The 23,727-nt window shown below is 46.3% G+C and carries 18 protein-coding genes; 5 read left to right on the plus strand and 13 right to left on the minus strand.

Features of this window, described 5'->3' with window-relative positions:
- Window positions 1-40: 40 nt before the first annotated feature.
- The 4 genes from RA178_RS18880 to RA178_RS18895 form a co-directional block, all read right to left on the minus strand.
- Window positions 41-319: a peptidylprolyl isomerase gene (locus RA178_RS18880; protein WP_006084190.1), complete on the minus strand. Its 279-nt coding sequence runs from the start codon at window positions 317-319 to the stop codon at window positions 41-43.
- A 159-nt stretch (window positions 320-478) separates the two neighbouring features.
- A complete protein-coding gene (gene mrcB, locus RA178_RS18885; protein WP_168827694.1) occupies window positions 479-2,797 on the minus strand; it encodes a penicillin-binding protein 1B in 2,319 nt (772 codons plus the stop codon).
- A 91-nt stretch (window positions 2,798-2,888) separates the two neighbouring features.
- The gene (hrpB, locus tag RA178_RS18890) at window positions 2,889-5,438 is read right to left on the minus strand and encodes an ATP-dependent helicase HrpB (protein ID WP_306683337.1); all 2,550 of its coding nucleotides are present in this window, start codon (window positions 5,436-5,438) and stop codon (window positions 2,889-2,891) included.
- A gap of 127 nt (window positions 5,439-5,565) precedes the next feature.
- Window positions 5,566-7,785: a putative bifunctional diguanylate cyclase/phosphodiesterase gene (locus RA178_RS18895; RefSeq protein WP_306683339.1), complete on the minus strand. Its 2,220-nt coding sequence runs from the start codon at window positions 7,783-7,785 to the stop codon at window positions 5,566-5,568.
- Between the two features lie 200 nt (window positions 7,786-7,985).
- Here RA178_RS18895 and thpR point away from each other — a divergent pair, with 200 nt between their 5' ends.
- The gene (gene thpR / locus RA178_RS18900; protein WP_306683341.1) at window positions 7,986-8,537 is read left to right on the plus strand and encodes an RNA 2',3'-cyclic phosphodiesterase; all 552 of its coding nucleotides are present in this window, start codon (window positions 7,986-7,988) and stop codon (window positions 8,535-8,537) included.
- A 107-nt stretch (window positions 8,538-8,644) separates the two neighbouring features.
- Here the strand turns inward: thpR and RA178_RS18905 are convergent, their stop codons facing one another.
- Window positions 8,645-9,424, minus strand: a complete 780-nt coding sequence (locus RA178_RS18905) for a tetratricopeptide repeat protein (RefSeq protein ID WP_306683342.1) — start codon at window positions 9,422-9,424, stop codon at window positions 8,645-8,647.
- Between the two features lie 431 nt (window positions 9,425-9,855).
- Here RA178_RS18905 and crp point away from each other — a divergent pair, with 431 nt between their 5' ends.
- The 4 genes from crp to RA178_RS18925 all read left to right on the plus strand — a co-directional run bounded on the left by crp (window position 9,856) and on the right by RA178_RS18925 (window position 12,901).
- On the plus strand, window positions 9,856-10,491 hold the full coding sequence (crp, locus tag RA178_RS18910) for a cAMP-activated global transcriptional regulator CRP (RefSeq protein ID WP_006080082.1): 636 nt from the start codon (window positions 9,856-9,858) through the stop codon (window positions 10,489-10,491).
- An 82-nt stretch (window positions 10,492-10,573) separates the two neighbouring features.
- Window positions 10,574-10,921 (plus strand): PepSY domain-containing protein, encoded by a 348-nt coding sequence (locus tag RA178_RS18915; protein WP_105250261.1) that lies wholly within the window; start codon window positions 10,574-10,576, stop codon window positions 10,919-10,921.
- Window positions 10,902-11,576 carry a response regulator transcription factor gene (locus RA178_RS18920; RefSeq protein ID WP_263202766.1) on the plus strand — a complete coding sequence of 225 codons (675 nt, stop codon included), beginning with the start codon at window positions 10,902-10,904 and terminating at the stop codon, window positions 11,574-11,576. The genes RA178_RS18915 and RA178_RS18920 overlap by 20 nt, the downstream gene beginning before the upstream one ends.
- Window positions 11,573-12,901 carry an ATP-binding protein gene (locus tag RA178_RS18925; RefSeq protein ID WP_113939137.1) on the plus strand — a complete coding sequence of 443 codons (1,329 nt, stop codon included), beginning with the start codon at window positions 11,573-11,575 and terminating at the stop codon, window positions 12,899-12,901. Before RA178_RS18920 ends, RA178_RS18925 begins: the two co-directional genes overlap by 4 nt.
- Before the next feature lie 101 nt (window positions 12,902-13,002).
- Here RA178_RS18925 and RA178_RS18930 read toward each other — a convergent pair whose 3' ends face one another.
- From RA178_RS18930 to RA178_RS18965, 8 genes are all read right to left on the minus strand, one after another.
- Window positions 13,003-13,806, minus strand: a complete 804-nt coding sequence (locus RA178_RS18930) for a DUF1338 domain-containing protein (protein ID WP_306683343.1) — start codon at window positions 13,804-13,806, stop codon at window positions 13,003-13,005.
- 209 nt (window positions 13,807-14,015) lie between these two features.
- Window positions 14,016-15,476 (minus strand): succinylglutamate-semialdehyde dehydrogenase, encoded by a 1,461-nt coding sequence (gene astD, locus RA178_RS18935; RefSeq protein ID WP_263182527.1) that lies wholly within the window; start codon window positions 15,474-15,476, stop codon window positions 14,016-14,018.
- Window positions 15,477-15,485: 9 nt separating this feature from the next.
- On the minus strand, window positions 15,486-16,505 hold the full coding sequence (astA, locus tag RA178_RS18940) for an arginine N-succinyltransferase (RefSeq protein ID WP_306683346.1): 1,020 nt from the start codon (window positions 16,503-16,505) through the stop codon (window positions 15,486-15,488).
- A 127-nt stretch (window positions 16,506-16,632) separates the two neighbouring features.
- Window positions 16,633-17,850: an aspartate aminotransferase family protein gene (locus RA178_RS18945; RefSeq protein ID WP_105250267.1), complete on the minus strand. Its 1,218-nt coding sequence runs from the start codon at window positions 17,848-17,850 to the stop codon at window positions 16,633-16,635.
- A 308-nt stretch (window positions 17,851-18,158) separates the two neighbouring features.
- Window positions 18,159-19,070, minus strand: coding sequence for an alpha/beta hydrolase (locus RA178_RS18950; RefSeq protein ID WP_263184501.1), 912 nt, complete (start codon window positions 19,068-19,070; stop codon window positions 18,159-18,161).
- Between the two features lie 54 nt (window positions 19,071-19,124).
- Entirely contained in the window at window positions 19,125-20,270 is a 1,146-nt protein-coding gene (locus RA178_RS18955) for an HDOD domain-containing protein (protein ID WP_263192090.1), read from the minus strand.
- 205 nt (window positions 20,271-20,475) lie between these two features.
- A complete protein-coding gene (locus RA178_RS18960) occupies window positions 20,476-22,956 on the minus strand; it encodes a S9 family peptidase (RefSeq protein ID WP_263200973.1) in 2,481 nt (826 codons plus the stop codon).
- Between the two features lie 179 nt (window positions 22,957-23,135).
- A complete protein-coding gene (locus RA178_RS18965; protein ID WP_263200971.1) occupies window positions 23,136-23,720 on the minus strand; it encodes an anthranilate synthase component II in 585 nt (194 codons plus the stop codon).
- Window positions 23,721-23,727: the final 7 nt, after the last annotated feature.

Consider the following 23,727-nt stretch of genomic DNA (forward strand, 5'->3'; position numbering starts at 1 on the left):
GAAAATAACGTTCGGTGAAGATGTGCTTATTACTGGGGTATTAAGTGCGATACAGCACTTTAACCACATGCCAGCCAAACTTAGTTTTCACTATATGTGGCACCAGTAATTCACCTGAAAATGCAACCTTATCGAACTGTGGCACCATTTGGCCTTTTTTAAATTCACCTAAATCGCCGCCTTTTTTGGCAGAAGGGCAAGAGGAAAAACGCTTAGCGAGCACAGCAAAATTAGCACCATTATTCAGCTGCTTAACAATATCCTCAGCCTGTTCTTTGTGTTTCACTAAAATATGCACAGCGGCAGCGGTTTTAAACATGTCATTTCTCACTTTGGATTAACGTCCCGTGCAAAGGGAAGATTGGCGCCCCGAGTTTGCCCTCGATCACACCACTTCCATCGGCACAGGTTCTACTGACTAAAAGGTTTTATATCCAACGCATAAGTGCGTTATTGGCCCATTATCGACCCTATTAACCTAGAAAATTTTCTGCCACCACTGCAAAGGGTCGCCGCAGTTATTCACTGGACGATAGGTCGCAGCTAATGCCGGAAGCGCATCGACATTGCTGCAAGTGGATTCCTTAGCCACACCTGTATCTCGGTCAAAAAAGCCCTTCACTACGCCGTTCACTGGAATTGAGCGCAGACTAATAGGTGGACGTTCCTTTAAGAAGGCAAGATATACGGCCATGGCGCCACTGCTACCATACAAACTGGTTTTGCCGTTATCGTCACGACCAACCCAAATGGCGGCGACATTACGCTCATCAAAGCCCGCAAACCAAGAGTCGCGGCTGTCGTTACTGGTGCCAGTCTTACCCGCAAGTCCAACGCCAGGGAAAGCATTACCTAAACGCGTCGCCGTTCCCGTATTCACCACTTGCTGCATAGCAAATTGAATTAAGAAATCTGTCTCAGGTGCTATAGCTTGCTCTTTAGGCAATCGCGTCACTGGCAATGGGTTCTTATCAGAATCTAGCACAGCGGTCACTGTGGTTAACTTACGGTAAACACCGCTATCAGCTAAGGTTTGGTACACTTGCGCTACCATTAATGGCGAGCCATTGACGGCGCCGAGTAACATGGAGGGATACTCGTTTAACGGCTCCTGCCAACCCGATTTAGCCAATGTTGTGGCGACCGCATCCACACCCACAGCAATTCCAAGATTTACCGTCGGTACGTTCATCGACTTTTTCAATGCCGTTAACAAAGGCACCTGACCACTGAACTTCTTATCAAAGTTTTGTGGTGACCATGTCTTACCTTGCTCGCTTTTTAAGGTAATAGGTTGATCTTTAAGAGGGGTCGCTAAGGTAAATTGGCTATTAGGTGCCAAAGCCGTAGCATACACAAAAGGCTTAATTAACGAGCCAATAGGACGACGAATTTCAACTGCGCGGTTAAAGCCATCAAATCCTGGGGTTTTATCGCCGACCATAGCCGCGATACCGCCCGTGTATTTGTCGGTCACGACCATACCAATCTGCAATGATTTATTGCTCTTATCTAAGCTCTTGAGGGTTTGAGTCACCGCAATTTCGGCGGCTTCTTGGGCCATAGGATCAAGCGTGGTATAGATTTTCACCCCAGATTGCTTCAATAGCGCATCGCCATAACGCTCGTTCACTTCCTGTTTTACCAAGGCGAAGAAAGAAGGTAATTTTTGATGTGCTGGTTTATTCAGATTACGGATCCCTAAGGGTGACTCTACCGCCACCTTGTACTCCGCCGTGGTTAAATCCCCCGCATCCATTAACAAGCGCAATACCAGATCACGGCGTTCTTGAATACGATCCGGATATTTCCATGGATTGTAGTAAGACGGTCCCTTAATCGCAGCCACTAAGAATGCCTGCTGGGAGATAGTCAACTCACTGATAGGACGGCCGAAATAGAAACGTGAGGCCAACCCCATACCATGGACGGCGCGGGATTTATCCTGCCCCATATACACTTCGTTAAGATACGCTTCGAGGATTTCGTCTTTGCTGTAACGAAAATCAATAATGACCGCCATTAAGGCTTCGCGAACCTTACGCAGCAAGGAACGCTCACTCGAAAGGAAAAAGTTTTTCGCTAACTGCTGAGTTAACGTCGAGCCACCTTGCACAGTGCGACCGGCGCTGATGTTCACAAAAGCCGCGCGCGCAATCGCGAAGGGATTCACACCATGGTGTTCATAAAAACTACGATCTTCCACCAGCAGTAACGCCTGCACGATCGACTTTGGCATTTCTTCGGTCGGCACAAACAGCCTGTCTTCACCGTCGCCAGTAATAATGCGGTCGAGCAATACTGGCTCAAGGTGGAATACGGCAAGTTGACGCTTGTCTGAGACTCGAGTGACCGAACTGATGCCATTGCTGTCAAAGCTGATCATGACTCTTTGTTCGACTTGATCGCCTTCTGGATGCAAAAACGGCCGACGCCACAATTCAATACGAGTGCTCGATGCCGAAAACTCTCCCACTTGGCGTGGGTTAGCGACTTTGCGATAGCCGAGCAACTTAAGCTCAGCCATCATTTGCGGATGGCTGACTGCCGCACCGGGGTACAGCGCCATAGAACGACTAAACACCTGCGCTGGCAAATGCCATTTTTGGCCTTCAAATTTTTGCGCAATAATTTGATCAAGATAAATGCTGTAGAAAGTCACTACAGCTAATCCAGCCAAGCCTAATTTCCAACTGATAGACCAAATTCGTCGAAATAAACCGCGGCCATGATTAGCCCGACGGGAAGCGGGTGATTTTTTTGTCGTCTTAGTTGTCATATCTACTTCATCATTCATGCATTTAAAGACATCAGCCATAGGCACAAAGCTAACGTGGTGCGAATCAAAGTGCTTCATAACAAAATGTTATAAAACCAGCGGCGTGGTGCTAGGGCTGAGCTAAACCCAAGGTTTTCTTCTTGGTAAATTTTGTCGGCAGTGTATTCACAGGATCGTCTGGCCACAGATGTTTTGGATATCGACCGCGCATTTCCTTCTTAACTTCCACATAAGGTCCCTGCCAAAAGCTGGCTAAATCTGCCGTCAAGGCTAATGGACGCTGGGCCGGAGAGAGTAATTCCATCGTCACCTTTAGTTTGCCCTGCGCCAACATAGGACTCTGCGCCATGCCAAAGGTTTCTTGCAGACGTACACGCAGTAGCGCACGCCCAGACTCGTCGTATGCTATTGGCGCAGAGGTACCAGTCACTAACGGCCAAGAGGTTGGCAATAACTCGTCAAGTCGCTGTTTCTGCTGCCAGCTCAAACAGTTTGCCACAAAACCAAAGCAATCAAGCTTAACTAATTGCGGCAGATTATTCACATTTTCGAGGTAAGGCGCCAGCCAAGTTTCTAGGCCCGCTAATAATGCTTCATCATCAACCTTGGGCCAGTCACCGCCCGCGTCAAACTCAGTTGCCAGTTTGAGCCTGTATTGAAACTGTTCTAAGTTAGCGTTCCAATTGAGGATTTGTAATCCTTGCTGGCGAATATAGCCCAGTAAGGCCGCGACAATTTGCTTAGGTTCAGGCTTAGCAATCGTCTCGGTTTTTACTAAAATTTGTCCGACCTTGTATTGGCGCTGCGCAATCACTCGACCTTTAGCTTCATCCCAGCCACAAATCTCATGAATGTCCAGTAAACCTTTTAGCTCGCCGTCGAACAAGCTTGGCTGAAGCTGACTCGCTAAGTAAATCCGCCCAGCGTTTCTGCCTTCAGTTTCTTGAAAATCCGCCACCACCATCCACGGCGTTTGCGCCAATGCATCATCGGCTACGAGCACAACGCCAGTACCATTGGCTAATTGGTAGCCCTCAACACCGCGGGCTTTAGCAATACGATCCGGATAAGCAAGTGCTAATAACAACCCCACATCGCTGTGGTGTGCATGGGTCGCTATCTTAGACAAATCCGCCGCTAATCCTAGCTTTTTCTGCCACTGTTTTGCCTGTTGCCCAGCTTGTCCATGACAGGCAAAGTGCAGGTAATTCATAATATCAGCGCCCTTTTTAGGCAAACCGCGCGCCTCTAAAACCCCCGACAACAAGCAGGCCAAACTGCCCAATTGCGTTGCTTGTTCGTTAGCATTATTGACTCCCCCATTGTTTGCGCCCAAACTTTTTGCGCCCAATAACATATGAGCAAGCCTTGGGTGACACCCTAGCTCGTAGGCCGCTTTACCATGGGGAGTGAGTTTATTTTGAGTATCGACCATGCCTAAATCTTGTAACAGTTTCCACGCCAGCGCCTCATGCACACTAGGTGGCGGCGTTAACAACATCAAGTCGCTAAAGGATTTTGCGCCCCAGTAAGCACAATCGTGGGCCATAGCCACCAGATCCGCTTGGCTGATCTCGGGTTCATCGGCCCTGAGCATGCGGCTATGTTCTTCTTGGCTCCACAGGCGAACGCACACACCCGCTGATAAACGCCCGGCGCGACCACTACGCTGAGTTGCGGAGGCTTGGCTTATACGTTTCAAGCCTAAGCGGGTGACACCGGTTTTAGGGTTAAAACTCGCTTGTCGTTTATAACCACTGTCGATGACAAACCCTATGTCTTCAATAGTTAAACTCGATTCCGCCACGTTAGTGGCTAGCACAATTTTGCGCCTGCCATCTATAGTTACAGCGATCGCACTATCTTGCTCGGCACCCGAAAGTTCACCATAAAGAGGGCAAATCAAAAAAGCATCGTCCGCTAAGCGCTCGCGCAAAAACTGCTGTAATCGTAAGATCTCCCCTTTACCGGGTAAAAACACGAGCACGGCATTATTGGCAGCCGTTTTATCAACACTGGCACTGCTGCTGGCCGAAACCAGTTCGAGCACGCAGCGGCCGAGGTGATCGATCCAATGCTGCTGAGTTGGCACAGGGCGATATTCGATGTCGACAGGAAAACTCCGGCCTTCGCTGTGCAAGGTCACCGCTTCTGGCATGAGTTCAGCTAAGGCAAGACCAGATAGAGTCGCTGACATAGCTAATATCTTTAAATCGTCCCGCAGTGAAGCTTGCACTTCGAGCGCTAGGGCAAGACCTAAATCTGTGGTGAGGTGACGTTCATGAATTTCATCGAAGATGATCATTCCAATCCCAGTTAACTCGGGATCTTGTTGGATCATTCGCGTCAGTATGCCTTCGGTGACAATTTCTAAACGGGTATTAGCGCTGATTTTAGCTTCACCGCGGACGCGATAGCCGACTTCTTGCCCCACCTTTTGCTGGCGACAGCTGGCAATATAGTGCGCCACACTACGCGCCGCGACACGCCGCGGTTCGAGCATTAAAATGCGTCCGCTGATTTCTGGCCAATCCAACATAGCCAAAGGTAACGCCGTTGATTTACCCGCACCTGTCGGTGCCTCGAGGATCACTTGGGCGTGACGAGAAAAAGCCGCGCGCAGCGGTGCTAATAAGCTATGAATAGGTAGAGAGTTCAAGAAAAAGACATCAGCGGCCAAGACAGGGCGTCAGTGTACTAACAATCGGCTTTGAGTACCATTTCACAGCAAACATTATCAAGTCAGTGCTGACATAAGTAACAGCTAAAGGCTGCCATGCCCAAGATTACAGCTGTGGATAGGGAGCAAAAATCTCACGCTTTTCGAGCCAAGGTTGACTGAGCCCTGACTGTAGTTCAGCTAAGCGTATCGGTTTATTGATGGCGTAACCTTGAGCATAGTCGACGCCTAAGGCTTGCAATTTCCACCCTATTTCTTGGGATTCGACAAATTCAGCAACCACATCAAACCCCATATCTTGACCAAGTTGGCAGATGGATTTTACGATCGCCTGATCCGCAGAGTCTTCGCAAATATTGACGACAAATTGGCCATCAACCTTTACAAAATCCACATTGAGGCGCTTAAGGTAAGCAAAGCTAGAAAAGCCTGCACCAAAATCATCGAGGGCTAATTTACAATTGAGCGGACGAAGTATCTCGAGTAGCTTTGTCGCTTGATCGAGCTGACTCACAGCCGCGGTTTCTGTGATCTCGATGCAAAGCTTATCCACCAGCTCAGGTTCGGCCATCAAGCGCATTTCTAGCCAATTCATAAACTCATGATCGCCCAAAGAAGTTGCCGACAGATTCACAGACACAAGATCCAATTGCTGCCAAATATCTAAATGACTACCACCCCACTTGAGCAAATTATCGATCACCCAAAGATCAACCTTAGAAGCCAAGTTGTATCGCTCGGCGGCGGGTAAGAAGATAGCTGGAGACACTATAGTGCCGTTAGTCTGCACCATACGCAGTAGGATCTCTAAATGTAAGCCAGTTTCCTCGCGGTTTAACGGCACTATGCTTTGAAAATAAAGCTCGAATTGGTTTAACGCGAGTGCGCCGACGATATCAACAGAGGCCATCATCTCGGTGTAGAGACGGTTCATTTTAGGATCGCTCGCACTGTATAAATGCCAGCCATTTCGGCCTTGATCCTTCGCTAATCGACAAGCAGCGTCAGCTTGACTCATGACGGTATAAATATCGGCGGATTTTTTATCTAGCCTAGCAATCCCCATACTAACACTGACATTGTGACTACGACTTTCCCAAATAAACTCATGATTTGCTAACTGGGTACAAATCCGCTTAGCAATCTGTTTCGCAGAGTCCACATTGCAGTAATGCATCAGGATACCAAACTCATCGCCCCCTAAACGGGCAACAATATCGCCTTTACGTACGAGCTGTTTCAAACGTAATGCGACTTGGCAAAGCAGTTTATCGCCCGCCTGGTGGCCACTGATATTGTTAATGACTTGGAATTGGTCTAAATCGAGAAACGCCACGCAAATAGGCATATCGTCGTGGGCGTGTAGTAGGTTTTCTAATAGGGCTTCGAAATGTAACCGATTGGGCAATCCTGTGAGCGCATCATAATTGGCATGGAACGAAAGCTCATCGGCTAAGCGGTACTTTTCACTGACATCTTCGGCAATCATCACTAAAGTATCTTTATCGCCGCTAATCTGGCTAAAACTCAGTTTTAACCAAGTTAATTGATGAATTGATTTTAAAGGTAATTCACACCAAGCTTGGCCGAGCACGCCTTCTCGTACCACATGTAAGGTATCAGTTAGCATGGCGTGTTCTTCCTCACGCACCATGTCGAATAAATCATAGCCATGTTGAATTGGCAGGGTTTGCAGAGCGACTTTATTCAGCATAGTCAATTGATCATGCTTATCTAACAAGGCGCAAGCTAAGGGCAACTGGTTGAATACTTCACAGTATTTATGTTCACTGGCAAGCATGCTTAAAGCAATACGCGTCAATTCCATCGCAGAGCCAATCATCACAGCGGCATGATTAAAATCACTTATAAACTCTTCGCTCCATTCACAACATTCTGAGCAATTGACAGCCCCCAAGGCAATACGGGTTTCGCCAAACACGACTGGCGGCAATACTAATAGACTCTTGACGTCCCAATCCCTTAATAAAGCTCGCTCAGCCTGAGCATCAGCAGGTAAGGTATTTACATCAGCCAGATTTAATAGACGCGGAGTACGGACAAGAGAGCGAAAAAATGGCATTCGTGCCAAGGGCCAGACTCGTGTCTGTTGGCCTTGGGCAAATTGAGGTTTTAAATACAAATTACGCGTGCGTAAACGATCCAGTGACTGGCTTCCGGTTAATACAAATACCCCGTCACAATGCAGTTGCAAAGTAATAGTCTCAAGCGCTCTGTCAACATTCTGCTCTAAGGTTTCTAGCGGGGATTCACTAAAAATACTGACCAAAGCCTGTTGGAGTGGATTAGCTAAACCTACTGACATGAAAAGTCTCTTCCTTACCTAAAAATCCATTTAAGGTATTATCGACGTGCATTAAGTATAGGCTCACAGTGAATTAAACGTCTGCTTGAGTCACAAATTAGCTGATAAATTCAACAGCTAGATTAACGCTCAAATGCGCTTAACGTCAAAGTGTTCGCTGAGATAATCCATATTAAGCCCTCCAAAAGGATGATAAACCGATGCAACAAAGGCTATTCCTCGGCTTCGCTCCCACAGATAGTCAAAGGGTATATCTAAGTGAATTGCAGCAGCTATTGATATGCCACCTTAATCCTGAGGCGAAAGCGGTGAGTGTCAGCAATCTGCATTTAACGCTCTGCTTTATGGGTCAAGCTAACAACGAGCAAAAAATCGCCCTCCTTGATGCGGTTGACCGCTTAGTGAAGCCAAGATTTAGCGTTCGGCTTAACCAGCTCGATGTATGGCCCAATGCGCAAGTATGTTGCTTGAAAGGCGATGATATTGAGCCTCCGTTAGCGCAATTCGCTAAACAGACGCAAGAAATTGCTGACCGACTGCAATTGCATCGGAATGAGCACAACTTTTGCCCGCACATCAGTTTATTTAGAAAAGCAAAACAATGGACACTAGATGAGTCGGCTTTATTGCAACTCAAAGGTATGAATACGCTGACGTTAACGCCCGATAATTTGCATTTATACCATTCAAAAAGCACAAGCACGGGTGTCGAATATCACATCCTAGATTCTTGGGCGCTCGGTGAGCCTTAAATCAAAAACAAAAAGCCCGAGTATCCACTCAGGCTTTATTTTTAAACTTATGAATCAATACTAAAATAAAAATAGCAGTTAACTAGAGAGCGATGATGAAGAAAGCCCTATTCGAGTAAACGTAAGGTTTCGCGATAGGCACGCTTTTGCTCGTAGGTTTGTAACCGCAGCATAAACTCATCAGTCTTAGTCATTTCAGCATTCATTTTCAACGCTTCGATCGCTTTCTGCTGCGTCGAAATAGCAGCACCAAAATCGCCTAACTCCGCATAAGCCGCGGCTAAATTATCAAGATTTGTAGGATCGTTTTCATTCACTTTGAGTAATTTTAAGGACAACGCGACCGCTTTATTGCCATCACGATATTCTGCTTCGGGACAAGTTGCTAAAATCCACGCCACATTACCCAAAGCAACATCATCACCCACTTGGGAAAATTGCTCGACCGCTTTACCGCAGTTGCGCTGCACACCGTCACCGCCAGACGCATAAATAAAGCCTAAACGGAATTGAGCCCAACGACTGCCCTGCTCACTCAACGCTTTATACCAATGCTCAGCGACTGACAAGTCACGCTTGATCAATTGGCCTTCAAATGACAGATCCGCTAAGGTTTGCTGCGCTTTTTCATGTTGTTGTTCGGCGGCAAGTGAGATCCAGTGCAATCCAGTGGGCACTTCTTGCGACACAAAACGTCCGGAGAGATACATTAATCCCAGCAAAAATTGAGCATCGGCATCACCTTGCTCTGCCGTCACCTGAATATGCACAAACTTACTGGCCGCAAGTTCAGCTGCTGGCTGCGGGATAGAAAATGCGTGCGCCGCAGAGCTCAGCCCTATTGTTAAGCTTAAACCTGCACCTAAAACCCATAATCTGTATTTCACTTGCTTACCTCTCTTAAAAACAACTGCCCTCAAAGTTAGCCAGAATTAACCCCATAAGTCGAGCCTAAATACACACAAACCTCAGGATAATGGGGGAAGTTAAGCCAAATGGAATGTCAAATTTAAAAAGTGAAACATGTTATTGTGTAATTTAGTGGCATATTTTATTCATAATCTATAATAAAACTGCTGAAATAGACTGGTAAGATGTGATTAACTCGACAGAGTTAAGTGAATCCAGCGAGTTTCATACCGATTTAGTTGACTTAAATCACTAAAGTAGCAAAATAAGCTCTAATTTTAGATGGTTAATTGCATTTATTCACTTATTCTAAACTAAGACTTCCATCAAGTTTTTGTGAGTTTAATTGACGTAAAATGCTTATTTAGAATACTCTTACTTTCGTTTTAATCAATCGAGGAACACCAACATGGCTCTGATTGGTAAGCCAAAACCTGATCCAACTTTGGAATGGTTTTTATCACACTGTCACATTCATAAGTACCCTGCAAAGAGCACTCTTATCCATGCTGGTGAAGACTCAGATACCCTTTATTACATAGTAAAAGGTTCTGTAGCGGTATTGATTAAAGATGAAGAAGGTAAGGAGATGATCCTTTCTTATCTGAATCAAGGTGACTTTATCGGTGAACTAGGTTTGTTTGAAGAACAAGCCGAACGTACCGCTTGGGTTCGTGCTAAGCAAGCTTGTGAAATCGCTGAGATTTCATATAAGAAATTCAGACAGTTAATTCAAGTTAACCCTGAAATTCTGATGAAGCTGTCTGCGCAAATGGCCTATCGCCTACAAAGTACCAGCCAGAAAGTGGGTAACCTTGCATTCTTAGACGTTGCAGGCCGTATTGCTCAAACTCTATTACATCTGGCTAAACAACCTGATGCTATGACACACCCTGATGGCATGCAGATTAAGATCACTCGTCAAGAGATAGGCCAAATCGTTGGCTGTTCACGGGAAACTGTGGGTCGTATCTTGAAGATGTTAGAAGAACAGAATTTGATCCAAGCTCATGGTAAGACAATCGTGGTATACGGTACCCGTTAAGCTAGTCTTCAGCTTGATTTAAGCCTGCCTTATTAAAGTGGCCTAGAATAAATTCTAGGCCATTTTTTATTGGGGAGCTCAAATGAAACGGCTGTTTTTAATCTGTTTTTTCAGCCTATTCACGCTGGTGCATCCAATAATCTTGCATGCCGAACCTATTGAATTAGAACATTATCAAGCCAAGGCGTTAGTTAACTCTGGGCAAATATTGTCCTTAAACGGTACACTCGCCGTAGTAAACCAATTTTGCCAAGGTGAACTAATTGATGCTCATCTCTATCAAGAAGATCATAAATGGCGCTATGATTTGCAAATCAAAGTTCAGCGTGGCCAAATCGTTAATCTCAGTATTGATGCAACAAATGGTCAAGCCGATCAATCAATAGCACTACCGAGCGAATGTCGAAAACATGAAACTGTTACTCGTTGAAGATAACCCAATGCTAGTCACCGAGCTGGAGAAACAACTCAAACTCGCTGGCTATGTAACCGATATTACAGACAAAGCGCTTGAAGCCGATTATCTGATCAAAGAAACCCAATACGATTGCGTAATCTTAGACATAGGTTTGCCCGATGGCAACGGCCTCGAACTGCTCGAAGGCTGGCGAAATCAAGGGATCAGCACTCCAGTCATCATGCTGACGGCCCGCAGCCAATGGCATGAAAAAGTAGAAGGTTTTAATGCTGGCGCCGACGATTACTTAGGTAAACCTTTCCACGCCCAGGAATTATTGGCCCGAATCCAAGCTTTAATCCACCGTGCACATGGTCGTCTAAACACCTCAAGTAAACAATTGAGTTATGGTGGCGTGGTTTTAGATGAAGCAGAGCAAACGGTAAAAGTGGCCGAGCATCTGTATGAACTCACAGCAATGGAATTCAGGCTGTTAAAAATCTTCCTCATGTCACCTAAGAAGCTGCTATCTAAGACGCAGCTAACCGATAAGCTCTATCAGTTTGACGATGAAAAAGAGAGTAATGTGGTCGAGGTGTATGTCACCCATCTACGCAAGAAACTGGGTAAAACCACGATCGAAACCCGTCGCGGCCAAGGTTACATCTTCCACGGCATTATTGAATGATCTCGATCCGCACTAAGCTCAGTTTATGGTTAACTGGCTTACTCGTGTTAGGTACTGTGATTGGACTGATACTGTTTGAGTCCATGCTACGTCAGGCCTTCCACGACTCTATTATCAATCGCTTAGAAGAAGATCTCGAACATATCATGCTGGCAACCCATATCCACGATGGGGAGATCAGCATAGATCAAAGCCAGCTTTCCAGTTTCTACAAGCCCGCCTATTCAGGCCGTTATTTTCAGCTTAACCTGCCAAATGAAGTGATTCGCTCACGCTCCCTGTGGGATATGCAGTTAGATATCGAGCCACTGGCACCGAATCAAACCCGCGTCTGGCAAGCTAAAGGGCCAAAAAATAACGATATGCAGTTGTTATCACTGGGATTAAATTCCAGCAGTGCCAATGTCAGCGCCACCTTAACCGTTGCGCAAGATTTGAGTATCGGTAGACGTGTGTTTAGCGAGGTTTATGGCACTAAGCTTGGTGTCAATCTGGCGATGTTAGTTGCTATGATCGCGGGGATATTCTTGATCCTACGTCAATCCTTTAAGCCAGTTAAGCACATACAGCACGCACTTTCTCGGCTAAGACAAGGGGAAATTAACGCGCTTGAGCTCAATAATATTCCCCCCGAAGTACAACCATTAGCAAAAACCTATAATGAACTACTTGAGTACACAGCCAAGCAAATTGAACGTAGCCGCAATAACTTAGGTAATTTGAGCCATGGGCTCAAAACGCCACTTGCCGTGATGCAGCAACAGGTTGAAGCTCTTGGCCTCAAAGATCCTGAAACTGCCATTGCCCTGCAGCAGCAACTTGATTCGATTCACAAGATGGTCGAGCGTAAACTGGCTGCGGCGAGGATCACTGGCGACATGCTCCCCGCAGCGCAATTGGTTATCCCTAGGGATTTACATAGCCTAGCCAACACGCTAAATAAGGTTCACCGCAATAAATCCATTGAATGCAATTTCGAACTCGATCCCAATATTCTCAGACTGCCTATTCACAGAGAAGATGGCATGGAGCTCTTAGGCAACCTGCTAGACAACGCCTTTAAATGGGCCCAGAGCCGAGTCAGCATTCAGCTATCGCGTCAGCAAGAGCGTCTCTGCCTTTGTATTGATGATGATGGTCCAGGGGTTGCTGATGATGAGCTAGATAAGCTCACACAAAGAGGAACAAGGCTTGATGAGTCAGTGATGGGTCACGGTTTAGGATTATCAATAGTGAAAGAAATTGCCGAGCAATACGAGATTGAACTGCAGTTTAATCACAGCACTCGCTTAGGTGGATTGAGGATCGAGCTGACCTTTAGCTAGCCCAGGCTATGCCAATCGTATTAAATGCCTTGTTTGAAATATCCATAAAAAACGCCATCGAATTGATGGCGTTTTTTTATGCAGAAAGCAATTTGAGGACGTTAGGCTTTATTCACATTGGTGCTTTCAAAAATCTTGTCGGCAGACGCCGCCACAAAGCCTGTGTAGAGCTCGCCATTAGCCATAGGATAACGTAGCGCAAACTCATAGAAACAGCTTGGGATTTCCACTGTCGCGTCAGTAAATTCAACACCAATTTTATCGGCCATAGTCGACGATTGTTCTAATAATACTTCTGGCGAACCTTTGATCTCACCACCTGAACTATTGAGCACAAAGCCCGTTTGCTTCAGAGCTTCATTCACTGACTCTAAAGTCTCAAAACCATCGAGGTGATTGATAGACACAGTGAAATGGTTAGCGCGATAACCAAAAGCCGCTACCCAAGCTGCATATTCACTCTCAGTTAATAAGTCCTGATAGGTTTTAGCATCTAAAGACCAATGACGGCCTGAGTATATAAAGTTGTCAGCGGTAGTCGCTGCAGCGTCCACTTGGGCGATTAAGCCTTGAATAGTTTTTTGCAGCGCAGAACTAAATTCTTCAACCAACAGCTCAGAGATAAACACTTTAGGCTGAGTCGAGTCTGGATGTTCAAAATGCTTAGCGATCAGTTTTTTCTGTTCAAACTTATAATCACCGCAAGGTACATAACCTAACGAAGTGAAATGCTTAGCCAGTACATCCAAATTCACCTTAGCGATATTGAAAGTACGCAGGGCAATATGGTCGTTGATGATCGGCTTACCATGACCCAACAACGCGTGCACTTTTGCCGCAGAAGGGGTCATTTGAATATAGTCTTGCCACAGAGCGGCAAATAACGCGTTGATGTCGGTATGCATAAAAACTCCTTTTATTGTGCTGCGGTTATTGCTGTTATTTTGCCGCGAACACTAAATGTAACGACCTAAATGCCACTGTTGTAGCGTCACACATACCCACAGTAGAAACTCAAGTAACGTTACTGCTTGTTATTAAAAAGGAAGAACATTAGTCCTTCCTCCTCTTTCCCACATATTCTTTACCGCATAAAAGTCAAATATCTACCCGCTTACAAGCTCAAACCTGGGCTTAATGTCGCGGGTAAACTCACGGCATCAGCCTCGACCGAAGCGACCGGATAAGCACAGTAATCGGCGGCATAGAAAGCACTCGCTCTGTGGTTACCCGAAGCCCCTACGCCACCAAAAGGTGCCGCGCCAGATGCGCCAGTGATTTGTTTGTTCCAGTTAACAATGCCAGCACGAATACGCGCGAGGAAATAGTCATAATCTTCACGGCTATCGGCAAGTAATCCCGCAGACAAGCCGTAACGCGTTTGGTTAGCCAATTTGATCGCTTGATCGAAATCACTGTAACGCACCAGCTGCAGTAGAGGTCCAAAGTATTCTTCATCCGGCAATGCATCGATCGCTGTCACATCGATAAGGCCAGGAGACACTAAGCCTGTACCCGCTTCTAGATGGGTCAACTCGACCAAAGACACGCCGCCTAAGCTCAGCAGATTCGCCTGCGCCGCAACCATACCTTTGGCGGCAGTTTCAGAAATCATTGAGCCCATAAAAGGTTGTGGCTGCGCATTCCAAGGACCGACTTTAATCTGTTTAACCGCATCGACTAACATGGCAATCAGCGCATCGCCCTGCTCGCCTTGCTCGACATATAAACGGCGCGCACAAGTGCAACGTTGGCCAGATGAAATATAAGCCGACTGCAAAATATCGTGCACTGCGGCTTTGATATCCTGCACACCTTTGATGATCAGTGGGTTATTACCCCCCATCTCAAGTGCTAAAATCTTGCCTGGATGACCGGCATATTGTTGATGTAAAAAATGACCTGTGCGTGAGCTGCCGGTAAAGAACAGACCATCGAGCTGCGGGTGAGAAGCCAGTGCTTTACCCGTATCAACCTCACCTTGGACTAAGTTAAGTACGCCAGCTGGCAGACCCGCTTTATCCCATAGGCTGACCATCAACTCGGCGACTTTAGGCGTGAGCTCTGAAGGTTTGAAAATCACGGTATTCCCAGCCAGCAGCGCAGGGACTATGTGGCCGTTCGGCAAATGACCAGGGAAGTTGTAAGGACCGAACACCGCCACAACACCGTGGGGCTTATGGCGGATAACCGCACGTCCTGCTGGCGTATCATTGGCTTCTGTGCCCGTACGTTTATTGTAAGCCGCGGCCGATAAAGCAATTTTGCCTATCATGGCGCCGACTTCGGTCGCGGTTTCCCACTGAGGTTTACCGGTTTCTTGGGCAATCGTTTCTGCCAGTTCCGCTTTATTGGCTTCAAGTTGGGTGCGATACGCTTCAACTATGGCTAAACGTGCATCGAAACCTAACATAAACCAATCAAACTGTGCGGCGCGCGCGGCATCAACGGCGGCATTAACTTGTTCTGCAGTGGCCGTTTTACCGGTCCAAATAGATTGTGCATTGGCAGGGTTAATTGAGGTCACGTCATGACCTTTGCCAGCATGCCACTGGCCTTGAATATAATGTGTCATTGGTTATTCCTACATTGCCAAAATACGGATTTGATCGCCTTTTGCGAGTAACAAACCCGCTGCCAGCTCAGGGCTAATGATGATATGTTCGGATTTGTCGTCCACGGCCAGTGCGGCAGACGTCGCTCGGTAATTGGCTAATTGGGTATTTGAGATAATAAATTGGCTGTCGGCTTCGACCATGTCACCAATATCGACGGTCAATAAACGACTTTCACGCACACCGCGAATATCCGATAAACGACACTCAACCGTTGGACCACCATCAAAAATATCCACATAACCGCGGCATCTAAAACCTTCGGCCTGCAGCAGACTTAATGCGGGACGGGTATTGGTATGCACTTCGCCAATCACTTTCTGCGCTTCTTCCGGCAACAGACAAACGTAGACAGGATTTCGTGGCATCATTTCGGCCATAAATGCCTTTTTACCTAAGCCAGAAAGATAATCCGCCTGAATAAAATCAATGCCTAAAAAGTGTTTTTGCAGCCAGCCATAGAAAGGTGAATGACCATCGGCATCGCTCACACCGCGCATTTCGGCAATCACAGTTTCACCAAAACGCTTCGCATGTTGAGCTAAAAACAGAAAGCGACTGCGGGATAACATCCGGCCATTGTTGCCCTTGCGATATGCTTCACGCAAAAACAGCGTACACATCTCAGCAGCACCCGTGTAGTCATGGCAAAGGGTGAGTGTTTCGACCTCGTTACGCACATCAATTTGTTCAGAATGATAGACTTCGGTACCGAGTCGATAATGGTAGAACGCATCTTCCATTCCCACCGCCGCTTCGATGGCGCACGTTCCCACCACTTCACGGGTATCGGTATCTTCCAACACCATTAGATAACCTTCATCGAAGGGAGTCTCTACGGCTTTGACGAATGAGGCTTCTGCTCGAGCAATTTTATGTCTGAGCAGATCCGCATTCACAGGTAATGACGTAAAACCATGACCAGACTCTTCGGCAATTTGATATAAGGCCTCAAAATCACCAGCCTGAATAGGACGTATGATTAACATCTTAGTGTCTCCTCACTTTGGCTTACCGTGCATCAAGGCACCTCTCTTCAAAAAGACAGGCAGTGATGCAGGTAAGTATTCCCTGACAAAAAAGGAGTGCGAATAAATTCAGCACTCCTTTGGTCATTTAGGCGGCAGCTATGCTCGCCACAGCACGTTCAAAACGAGCTAGACCTTCAGCAATATCTGCCTCAGGGATCACCAGAGAAGGAGCAAAACGCACCACGTTAGCACCCGCCATCAGGCTCATTAAGCCTTCAGCGACAGAGGCCACCAAAAAGTCGCGTGAACGACCTTGGTATTGTTCATTAAGAACGGCCCCTAAGAGTAAACCTTTACCGCGTACTTCTGAAAAAACATGATATTTTTCATTGATTTTGTTCAAACCATCACGCAATAACTGCTCGCGATGTTTTACGCCATCTAACACTTCAGGTGTGTTCACTACATCTAATACAGCATTACCGATAGCGCAGGCTAACGGGTTACCACCGTAGGTAGAACCGTGAGTGCCCACTTTTAAATGCTCGGCAATTTCAGCGGTTGTCAGCATAGCTGCAATAGGGAAACCACCACCGAGCGCTTTAGCTGTGGTTAAGATGTCAGGCACGATTTCAGTACCCATGTAAGCGTACAGTTCACCAGTACGGCCCACACCCGTTTGGACTTCATCAAAAATGACTAGTGCATTGTGCTTATTAGCCAATTCACGCACGGCTTTTAGGAATGCAGGATCGGCATCAATAATACCGCCCTCGCCTTGCAGCGGCTCAAGCATGATGGCGCAAGTCTTGTCCGTCACTGCGGCTTCTAAGGCGGCAACATCGTTAAATGGCAGGTGAGTAATGCTCTGCGGCTTAGGACCAAAACCATCGGAATAGGCAGCTTGTCCACCTACACTGACGGTGAAGAATGTACGGCCGTGGAAAGCTTTATCGAACGCTATGATTTCATCTTTCTCAACGCCATGTTTTTCTAAGGCATAACGACGGGCAAGTTTTAATGCGGCTTCGTTGGCTTCGGCGCCAGAGTTGGCAAAATACACTTTGTCGGCAAACGTGCTATTAACTAATTTAGTCGCTAATGCTAAGGCTGGCTCATTCGTCATTACGTTTGACAGATGCCATAATTTTTCACCTTGTGTCTTTAGGGCATTCACAAGGGCAGGATGACAGTGACCTAAGCAATTTACCGCAATACCGCCAGCAAAATCGATAAACTCGTTGCCCTCTTGGTCCCAAACTCGGCTTCCTTCGCCACGAACAGGGATCACGGCAGCAGGCGCATAATTAGGCACCATCACTGCGTCAAACTGGGCACGGTCCAACTTCATATCAACGCTCATTCTTCTTCGTCCTTTGTGTTTGTTTAACGGCGCCTTGCACCGTCAGAGTCCCATAGGTATCTTTATCTAGAGTTAGTGATACTGGGATTGCTTGTGTCTATTAATAACCATTATTAGCGAAAATGTGATCAAAATACCAGTTTTTCACAAACATCAATCCACGCACTTCCATCCAAAGTGCATAAAGATTGCAGTTTAAGAACTATACAAGCGGTTAAGCCCATGGCTTGCAGCATAATTAGTCAGAAAAAAAGTTATTTGCCCCTCATTTTGCTAGCTATTCACTGAATGTGAATAACTACACCATTTTAACGAATCAAGAGTGAAAGTACAAAATGGCCAATTTTCGACCTCACTTCAAGGGCTTCGGGTAATAAATTGAACAGAGGAAACACATGGGGCATGTTAGGGTAAAAGCAGCCCGTTATCTCACCACCACAGGCTTTTATTTGGGCGACTAAACGTTCAGAATCTTGCAATAATAGCTCCCGCGTACCCGCAATCACTAAGATAGGCGGCAGGTCTGCCAAGTTCCCCTGTAAGGGGGAAACTTTTGCCGACATAGGATCGGCCCCCGCAAGATAAGCGCCACGTAAGCGCAGCAATGCCTCTATGGTGAAGAAGGGATCGTCGGCTGCGAGTATCAACTCAGTATCCCCCGTAAGTGCTAAGTCTAACGCGGGCGATAGCAAGATACAGGCGGTCGGTAAAGGCAGGGCTAAACGCTTTAATTCCAGCAACAAGCTCAAGGCTAAATTGCCGCCCGCCGAGTCACCCATGAGGATCAAATTCTCCGTGCCTTTCAGCTCAATTAACCGTCTATAGGCTTCAAGTACATCATCAAATGGCGCGGGGAAAGGATACTCAGGTGCGAGACGATAATCAGGAATATAAGCATCTAATTGACAACGCTGGCAGATATCTGCGACCAGTCTTGCATGGGCATGGGGCGTTTTAAAACAGAAGCCTCCGCCACGGATATAAAACAGACTTCCAAGGCGAGAAGGTTCGTTGAGAAGCACATAATGTAACAAGTTTGAGTGTTGTAAGGGGATGGTAGCGCTGACTAACTTATCCGGCCAAGGGAGCCAACGTCTATCAAGCTCAAGCAACTTTTCACGCACTTGCGCTAAGGGCATTTTGGCCTGTCCACGACTGATGGATGGCCTAGCGACATAGGATAAAATGGTATTTAGTACAGATGCTTGCCAACTTGGCATATCCCTTCCTCTACTTAAACGCCGCAATCATGGCGCTACGTAGCAGACCGAGGATTACAGCAGATCTAACTTCCTATAGTTTTGTGCTTTTAAGCGCAGTACTTCTTGCTCATTTAACTCATAATAATCAAACATTAAGCGCTTTTCTTGGGGATCGATTTGACGCATTTCTTCGAGCAATACCACCTTAGCATAACAGTTTGCCCGCGCGACTAATGCCGACTGAGGCGACAATTCTCGATAGCTTAAGGTTTGGTCTAACTCCTTTAACAACCGAGTTAAGGGACTCGCTTCAAACTTAAGTAACTCTAATAATTGCCAATTAAGTTTAAGGCCATGGCTTAACACTTGTTCAAACACGGCCTTAGCAGGAAACTCAGTGGCAATCACCGCATCATACACTTCCTTATCACGGCTGCTACTGGCTTCTCTTATCCAAGATCCCCATGTTTGGTCGAATAAACGGGCACTTAAACTCAATACAACGGATGTGCCTAACTGATTAAGTAAGGCACTACTATAAACCAAGGCTGAGTCAGTATTATGAAGCTGAGCTAAAGCATTTGCCGCTATGCCACTGACTATGCTGTAGCGCCATAATTTACGGGTAGTCCATAACAACTTAGCATTGCCACTAGGAAGCCAATTTCGCAAACAAAAGTAAGGGATAATGGTGCGAAGGTTTTCGATACCGATGTAATTCATCACTAATTTGATATCAGTGACCCGCACATCTGAGCTCTGAGACCGGCGAGCGCGAAAAGATGGGCTGTTGACCATGTTGGTTAAGTCGCGGCACAACCAATTTAAGCTACTGATCAATGGCCTTAATCGCGTTGCATCGAGATTTTTTGCCAGCAATAATTCCAACAAGAGGATTTGCGACTCATTGATATCTGACTTAGCCAAAACAGATTCAGGGGACGCGAGTTGATGCTCGATGGCGTTAATGACAGTTTCATGCAACTGGCTCGATACGGCTTCAAACACTTCTTTAGCTTTAATTTGTTTCATCAAACGCACCAAAATGGCTTCGCGTTCAACATCTAACTTATTTGCATCGGCCTCTAATTCAAGGTCGAGTTCATCCAAAAGAGTCGGGCTCGCTTTTTGCTTTCCGAGGATCAATTGTTGATAGAGTCTATGTTCTATCTCTATAATTTTGCCGGGTCTTACACCGCCCGCAACCGAAATCGCCACTATAAATCTTTCCTATATCGCTAATGCCCGAGTGACGTCAACACAATCAAACTCTCAAAATCATTACAATTTCAGCACATACACTTAATCTTAGCAATAATGCAAAGTCGCAGAACGCAAACAAAGAGTTATATCGGATATTTCCTAGTCAGTTACCCAATAAAAAGGCCTCGACTAGGAGACCTTTAAAAGAAATCGAACTGAATTATTTAAGTTCTTGTTCAAATAACTTATAGATGCGGCGGTATTCATCTAACCAGCTAGAAGGTTGACGGAAACCATGGGGCTCAACAGGATAAATCGCCATTTCAAAGGTTGGTTTTTCCAGTTCAATGAGGCGCTGTACCATACGCACACTGTCTTGGAAGAAAACGTTGTCGTCCATTACGCCACTCATGATAAGCAGTGGTTTAGTTAATCCTTGGGCATGCTCAATAGGAGAGCTGCGCTCATAGGCGATAGGATCGACATCAGGCGTATTTAAGATATTAGAGGTATAAGGCGCATTATAATGTGCCCAGTCCGCCACAGGACGCAATGCAGCTCCAGCTTGGAACAAGTCCGGCGCGGTAAACAAAGACATAAACGTTAAGAATCCACCGTAAGAGCCACCATAAGTACCGACACGCTTAGTATCGACATGGGTATGAGTCGCCATCCACGTTACGCCATCCTTTAAGTCTTCCACTTCTGGATGACCCATATTGCGATAAATAGCGGTGCGCCAATCTCGGCCGTAACCTTTAGAGCCACGGTAATCCATGTCCATCACAACATAACCTTGTTGAGTCAGCAGGTTGTGGAACATAAACTCGCGAAAATAACCGCTAAAACCATAATCGGCATTCTGCAGATAACCTGCGCCGTGATTGAAAATAACCGCAGGATATTTCTCAGCGCGGGACTTATCATAGCCTTGCGGCAGATAAACTCGAGCGTACACATTGCCAGCACCATGATTTGAAGGTACAGCTACCACTTCTGGCGCTTGCCATGGGTAATTTTTGAAGGCATCACTGGTATAAGACGTCAGCTGCTTTAACTCGCCGCCAATAGGTTGAACATAAAGCTCATTTGGCTGAGTACGGCGTGAGGCATTGAGTAATAGCTGAGTGCCATCGGGGCTTAAGCTGTAATCTAAGTTTCCATCCCACTGAGTTAGTTGCTCATTTTTACCTGTGGCAAGATTCACGCGGTGAACATTATAAATACCGGGGTGACTCTGGTTCGCTTTGTAATAGATGTAATTGGCATCCGGTGACAGCGTAATATCACTCACCACAAACTTGCCTTGGGTTAACGCACGCGGCTTTTCGCCTTGAGCTTTAATATAAAGCTGCGAATAACCGGACTCTTCTGACAAGTAATACAAGGTATCCGTATCCGGTAACCAACCGAATTGGTTATAGTCGTAATTCACCCATGCATCATCATGCAAACGATGTTCGGTAATAAATTTACCCTTAGCAAGATCGACACTGGCGATCCAGCGATCTTTGTTATCGGTGGCTTCTAGCATCAGGGCTAATTTATTTTCCGACTCATGCCATTGAATCGCACTCTGAGTCCAGCCCCAATCCTGCATCAACTGAATTTTACGTGGCGATTTAGTGCTTTGATAAGTTTCGCCTTTCGCTTTAGCATTTTCAGCTTTCACTTTGGCTAGCACATCTTCATCAAAACCAGTAAGGCCCTCGATTGTGATATCGACTTTTTTATGTTGGTTTAAATCAAGTACCACAAAACGTTGCCCTGGTGGCGTATCTTCAGCCACGCGCGCGCGCACTGGCACTGGGTCGATATAACCTTCGCTACCTAAGTAATTAGGCATGATGTCGTGTTCGCTGCTACCTGTGTAATTTTTATCTGTAAGAGCGACTAAAATATAGCGGCCATCGGGTGATAAACTCAGCTCTGACACCACTTCGCTATCGCCTAAATACCAAGTACTGGCGGCGAGCGTAGGATCGTTTTTTTGTAATTCATCTTGGTACTGCGCTTTAGCTTTAGCATTTTCTTGCTGCAGCGCTACATACTGAATCAATCTGTGCTGTTGTTTCGCAATATAAGACGTCGGCTCTTTTACCACTTCTGGTGCTTTCGCCATTTTAATTTCAGCAAGTTGCTCGACTAAGCCTGAATCTTGATGAATTTGGAAAACATTGTCGCCCTGCCAATAGGCAATATCTCCATTATTAAGATAACGCACACCATCGATGGCGGTGCGCTGGCGAGTCAATTGGCTGATCTTACCCGTGCTTAATTGCTTAACAAAAATGTTGCCCTGATACAGATAAGCCTTGTGGGACTTAGTGCGGTCAAACACACCAAACTGCTGATCTGCCGCATGTAACTTATCGAGAGCTAGCTCGACGGCGCGACTGTCATTGATGCCTTGCTGATAATAGCTACGCAGAGGTGAAGCACTCGCTTGGCGGGCAAACAGCACGCTTTGGCTATCGTCGCTCCAGTAAGCCTCTTTGGCAAAGATCCCCATCCAATCAGGATTTGCCATAATTTGATTAAGCGTAAGCGCCTGTGAAACTTGTGGCGGTTGGGCTAAGGGAACTTGGAATGCTGGCGGAGCTATTACGGGAGTTGCAGTTTCAGTCGATGTCGCTGCGCACCCTGCCAATACGGCAACCGCTAACGCACTAAAACCCAAATTTCGCATTACGCTTCTCATTTATCCTTCCTTTTATTGTTATCGCAATGGCTAAATGACCCAGTCTACTTATCTGCTGGTTTCGCCTATTCGCGTAGTTTTGCGGCAGTTATAGCATAGTTAATCGCTAAACTTGCTTAAAAGAAGGATAAATCTTGTAACAGAAATTGATAGTGTGGAGAGTTTTTAAGGCGAGGAAATTATACGGACACAGCCGGTTGCGCTAAAAAATTGGCTAACAGTTCGAGACCTTGCTCGGTGAGAATTGATTCGGGATGAAATTGCACCCCATAAAGCGGTAAGTCTTGATGGCTCATGGCCATGATTTCTCGGCCGTGAATTGCATCGTCAAACCAAGCATCGAGTACAAAACCTTCAGGCACAGCATCAACCAGTAACGAGTGATAACGTGTCACGGTTAAAGGCTGATTTAATCCCTTAAATAACCGCTGTCCTGTATGCGCAATAACGCTGACCTTGCCGTGCATCACCCGTTCGGCACGCACTACATTGGCACCAAAAACCTGCGCCATCGCCTGATGCCCTAAACAGACACCTAAGATTGGCATGCGCGCAGCAAAATGCTCAATCGCCGCAAGGGAAATTCCCGCCTCATTGGGAGTGCAAGGGCCGGGTGAAATCACCAGATGACTAGGCGCAAGCGCCTCAATGTCGGCTAGGCTAATTTCATCATTACGTTTAACCACTATCTCTTGCCCTAGCTGCTGAAAATACTGCACTAAGTTAAAGGTGAAAGAGTCGTAATTATCGATCATTAGCAACATACAAGAT

This window comes from Shewanella oncorhynchi (assembly GCF_030848765.1).
Lineage (GTDB): Bacteria > Pseudomonadota > Gammaproteobacteria > Enterobacterales > Shewanellaceae > Shewanella > Shewanella oncorhynchi.

Excerpts from the sequence above, each read along its gene's own strand:
- RA178_RS18880 (WP_006084190.1), bottom strand. The coding sequence starts at position 319 with ATGTTTAAAACCGCTGCCGCTGTGCATATTTTAGTGAAACACAAAGAA.
- mrcB (WP_168827694.1), bottom strand. The coding sequence starts at position 2,797 with ATGAATGATGAAGTAGATATGACAACTAAGACGACAAAAAAATCACCC.
- RA178_RS18895 (WP_306683339.1), bottom strand. The coding sequence starts at position 7,785 with ATGTCAGTAGGTTTAGCTAATCCACTCCAACAGGCTTTGGTCAGTATT.
- thpR (WP_306683341.1), top strand. The coding sequence starts at position 7,986 with ATGCAACAAAGGCTATTCCTCGGCTTCGCTCCCACAGATAGTCAAAGG.
- crp (WP_006080082.1), top strand. The coding sequence starts at position 9,856 with ATGGCTCTGATTGGTAAGCCAAAACCTGATCCAACTTTGGAATGGTTT.
- RA178_RS18915 (WP_105250261.1), top strand. The coding sequence starts at position 10,574 with ATGAAACGGCTGTTTTTAATCTGTTTTTTCAGCCTATTCACGCTGGTG.
- RA178_RS18920 (WP_263202766.1), top strand. The coding sequence starts at position 10,902 with ATGAAACTGTTACTCGTTGAAGATAACCCAATGCTAGTCACCGAGCTG.
- RA178_RS18925 (WP_113939137.1), top strand. The coding sequence starts at position 11,573 with ATGATCTCGATCCGCACTAAGCTCAGTTTATGGTTAACTGGCTTACTC.
- RA178_RS18930 (WP_306683343.1), bottom strand. The coding sequence starts at position 13,806 with ATGCATACCGACATCAACGCGTTATTTGCCGCTCTGTGGCAAGACTAT.
- astD (WP_263182527.1), bottom strand. The coding sequence starts at position 15,476 with ATGACACATTATATTCAAGGCCAGTGGCATGCTGGCAAAGGTCATGAC.
- astA (WP_306683346.1), bottom strand. The coding sequence starts at position 16,505 with ATGTTAATCATACGTCCTATTCAGGCTGGTGATTTTGAGGCCTTATAT.
- RA178_RS18945 (WP_105250267.1), bottom strand. The coding sequence starts at position 17,850 with ATGAGCGTTGATATGAAGTTGGACCGTGCCCAGTTTGACGCAGTGATG.
- RA178_RS18950 (WP_263184501.1), bottom strand. The coding sequence starts at position 19,070 with ATGCCAAGTTGGCAAGCATCTGTACTAAATACCATTTTATCCTATGTC.
- RA178_RS18960 (WP_263200973.1), bottom strand. The coding sequence starts at position 22,956 with ATGAGAAGCGTAATGCGAAATTTGGGTTTTAGTGCGTTAGCGGTTGCC.
- RA178_RS18965 (WP_263200971.1), bottom strand. The coding sequence starts at position 23,720 with ATGTTGCTAATGATCGATAATTACGACTCTTTCACCTTTAACTTAGTG.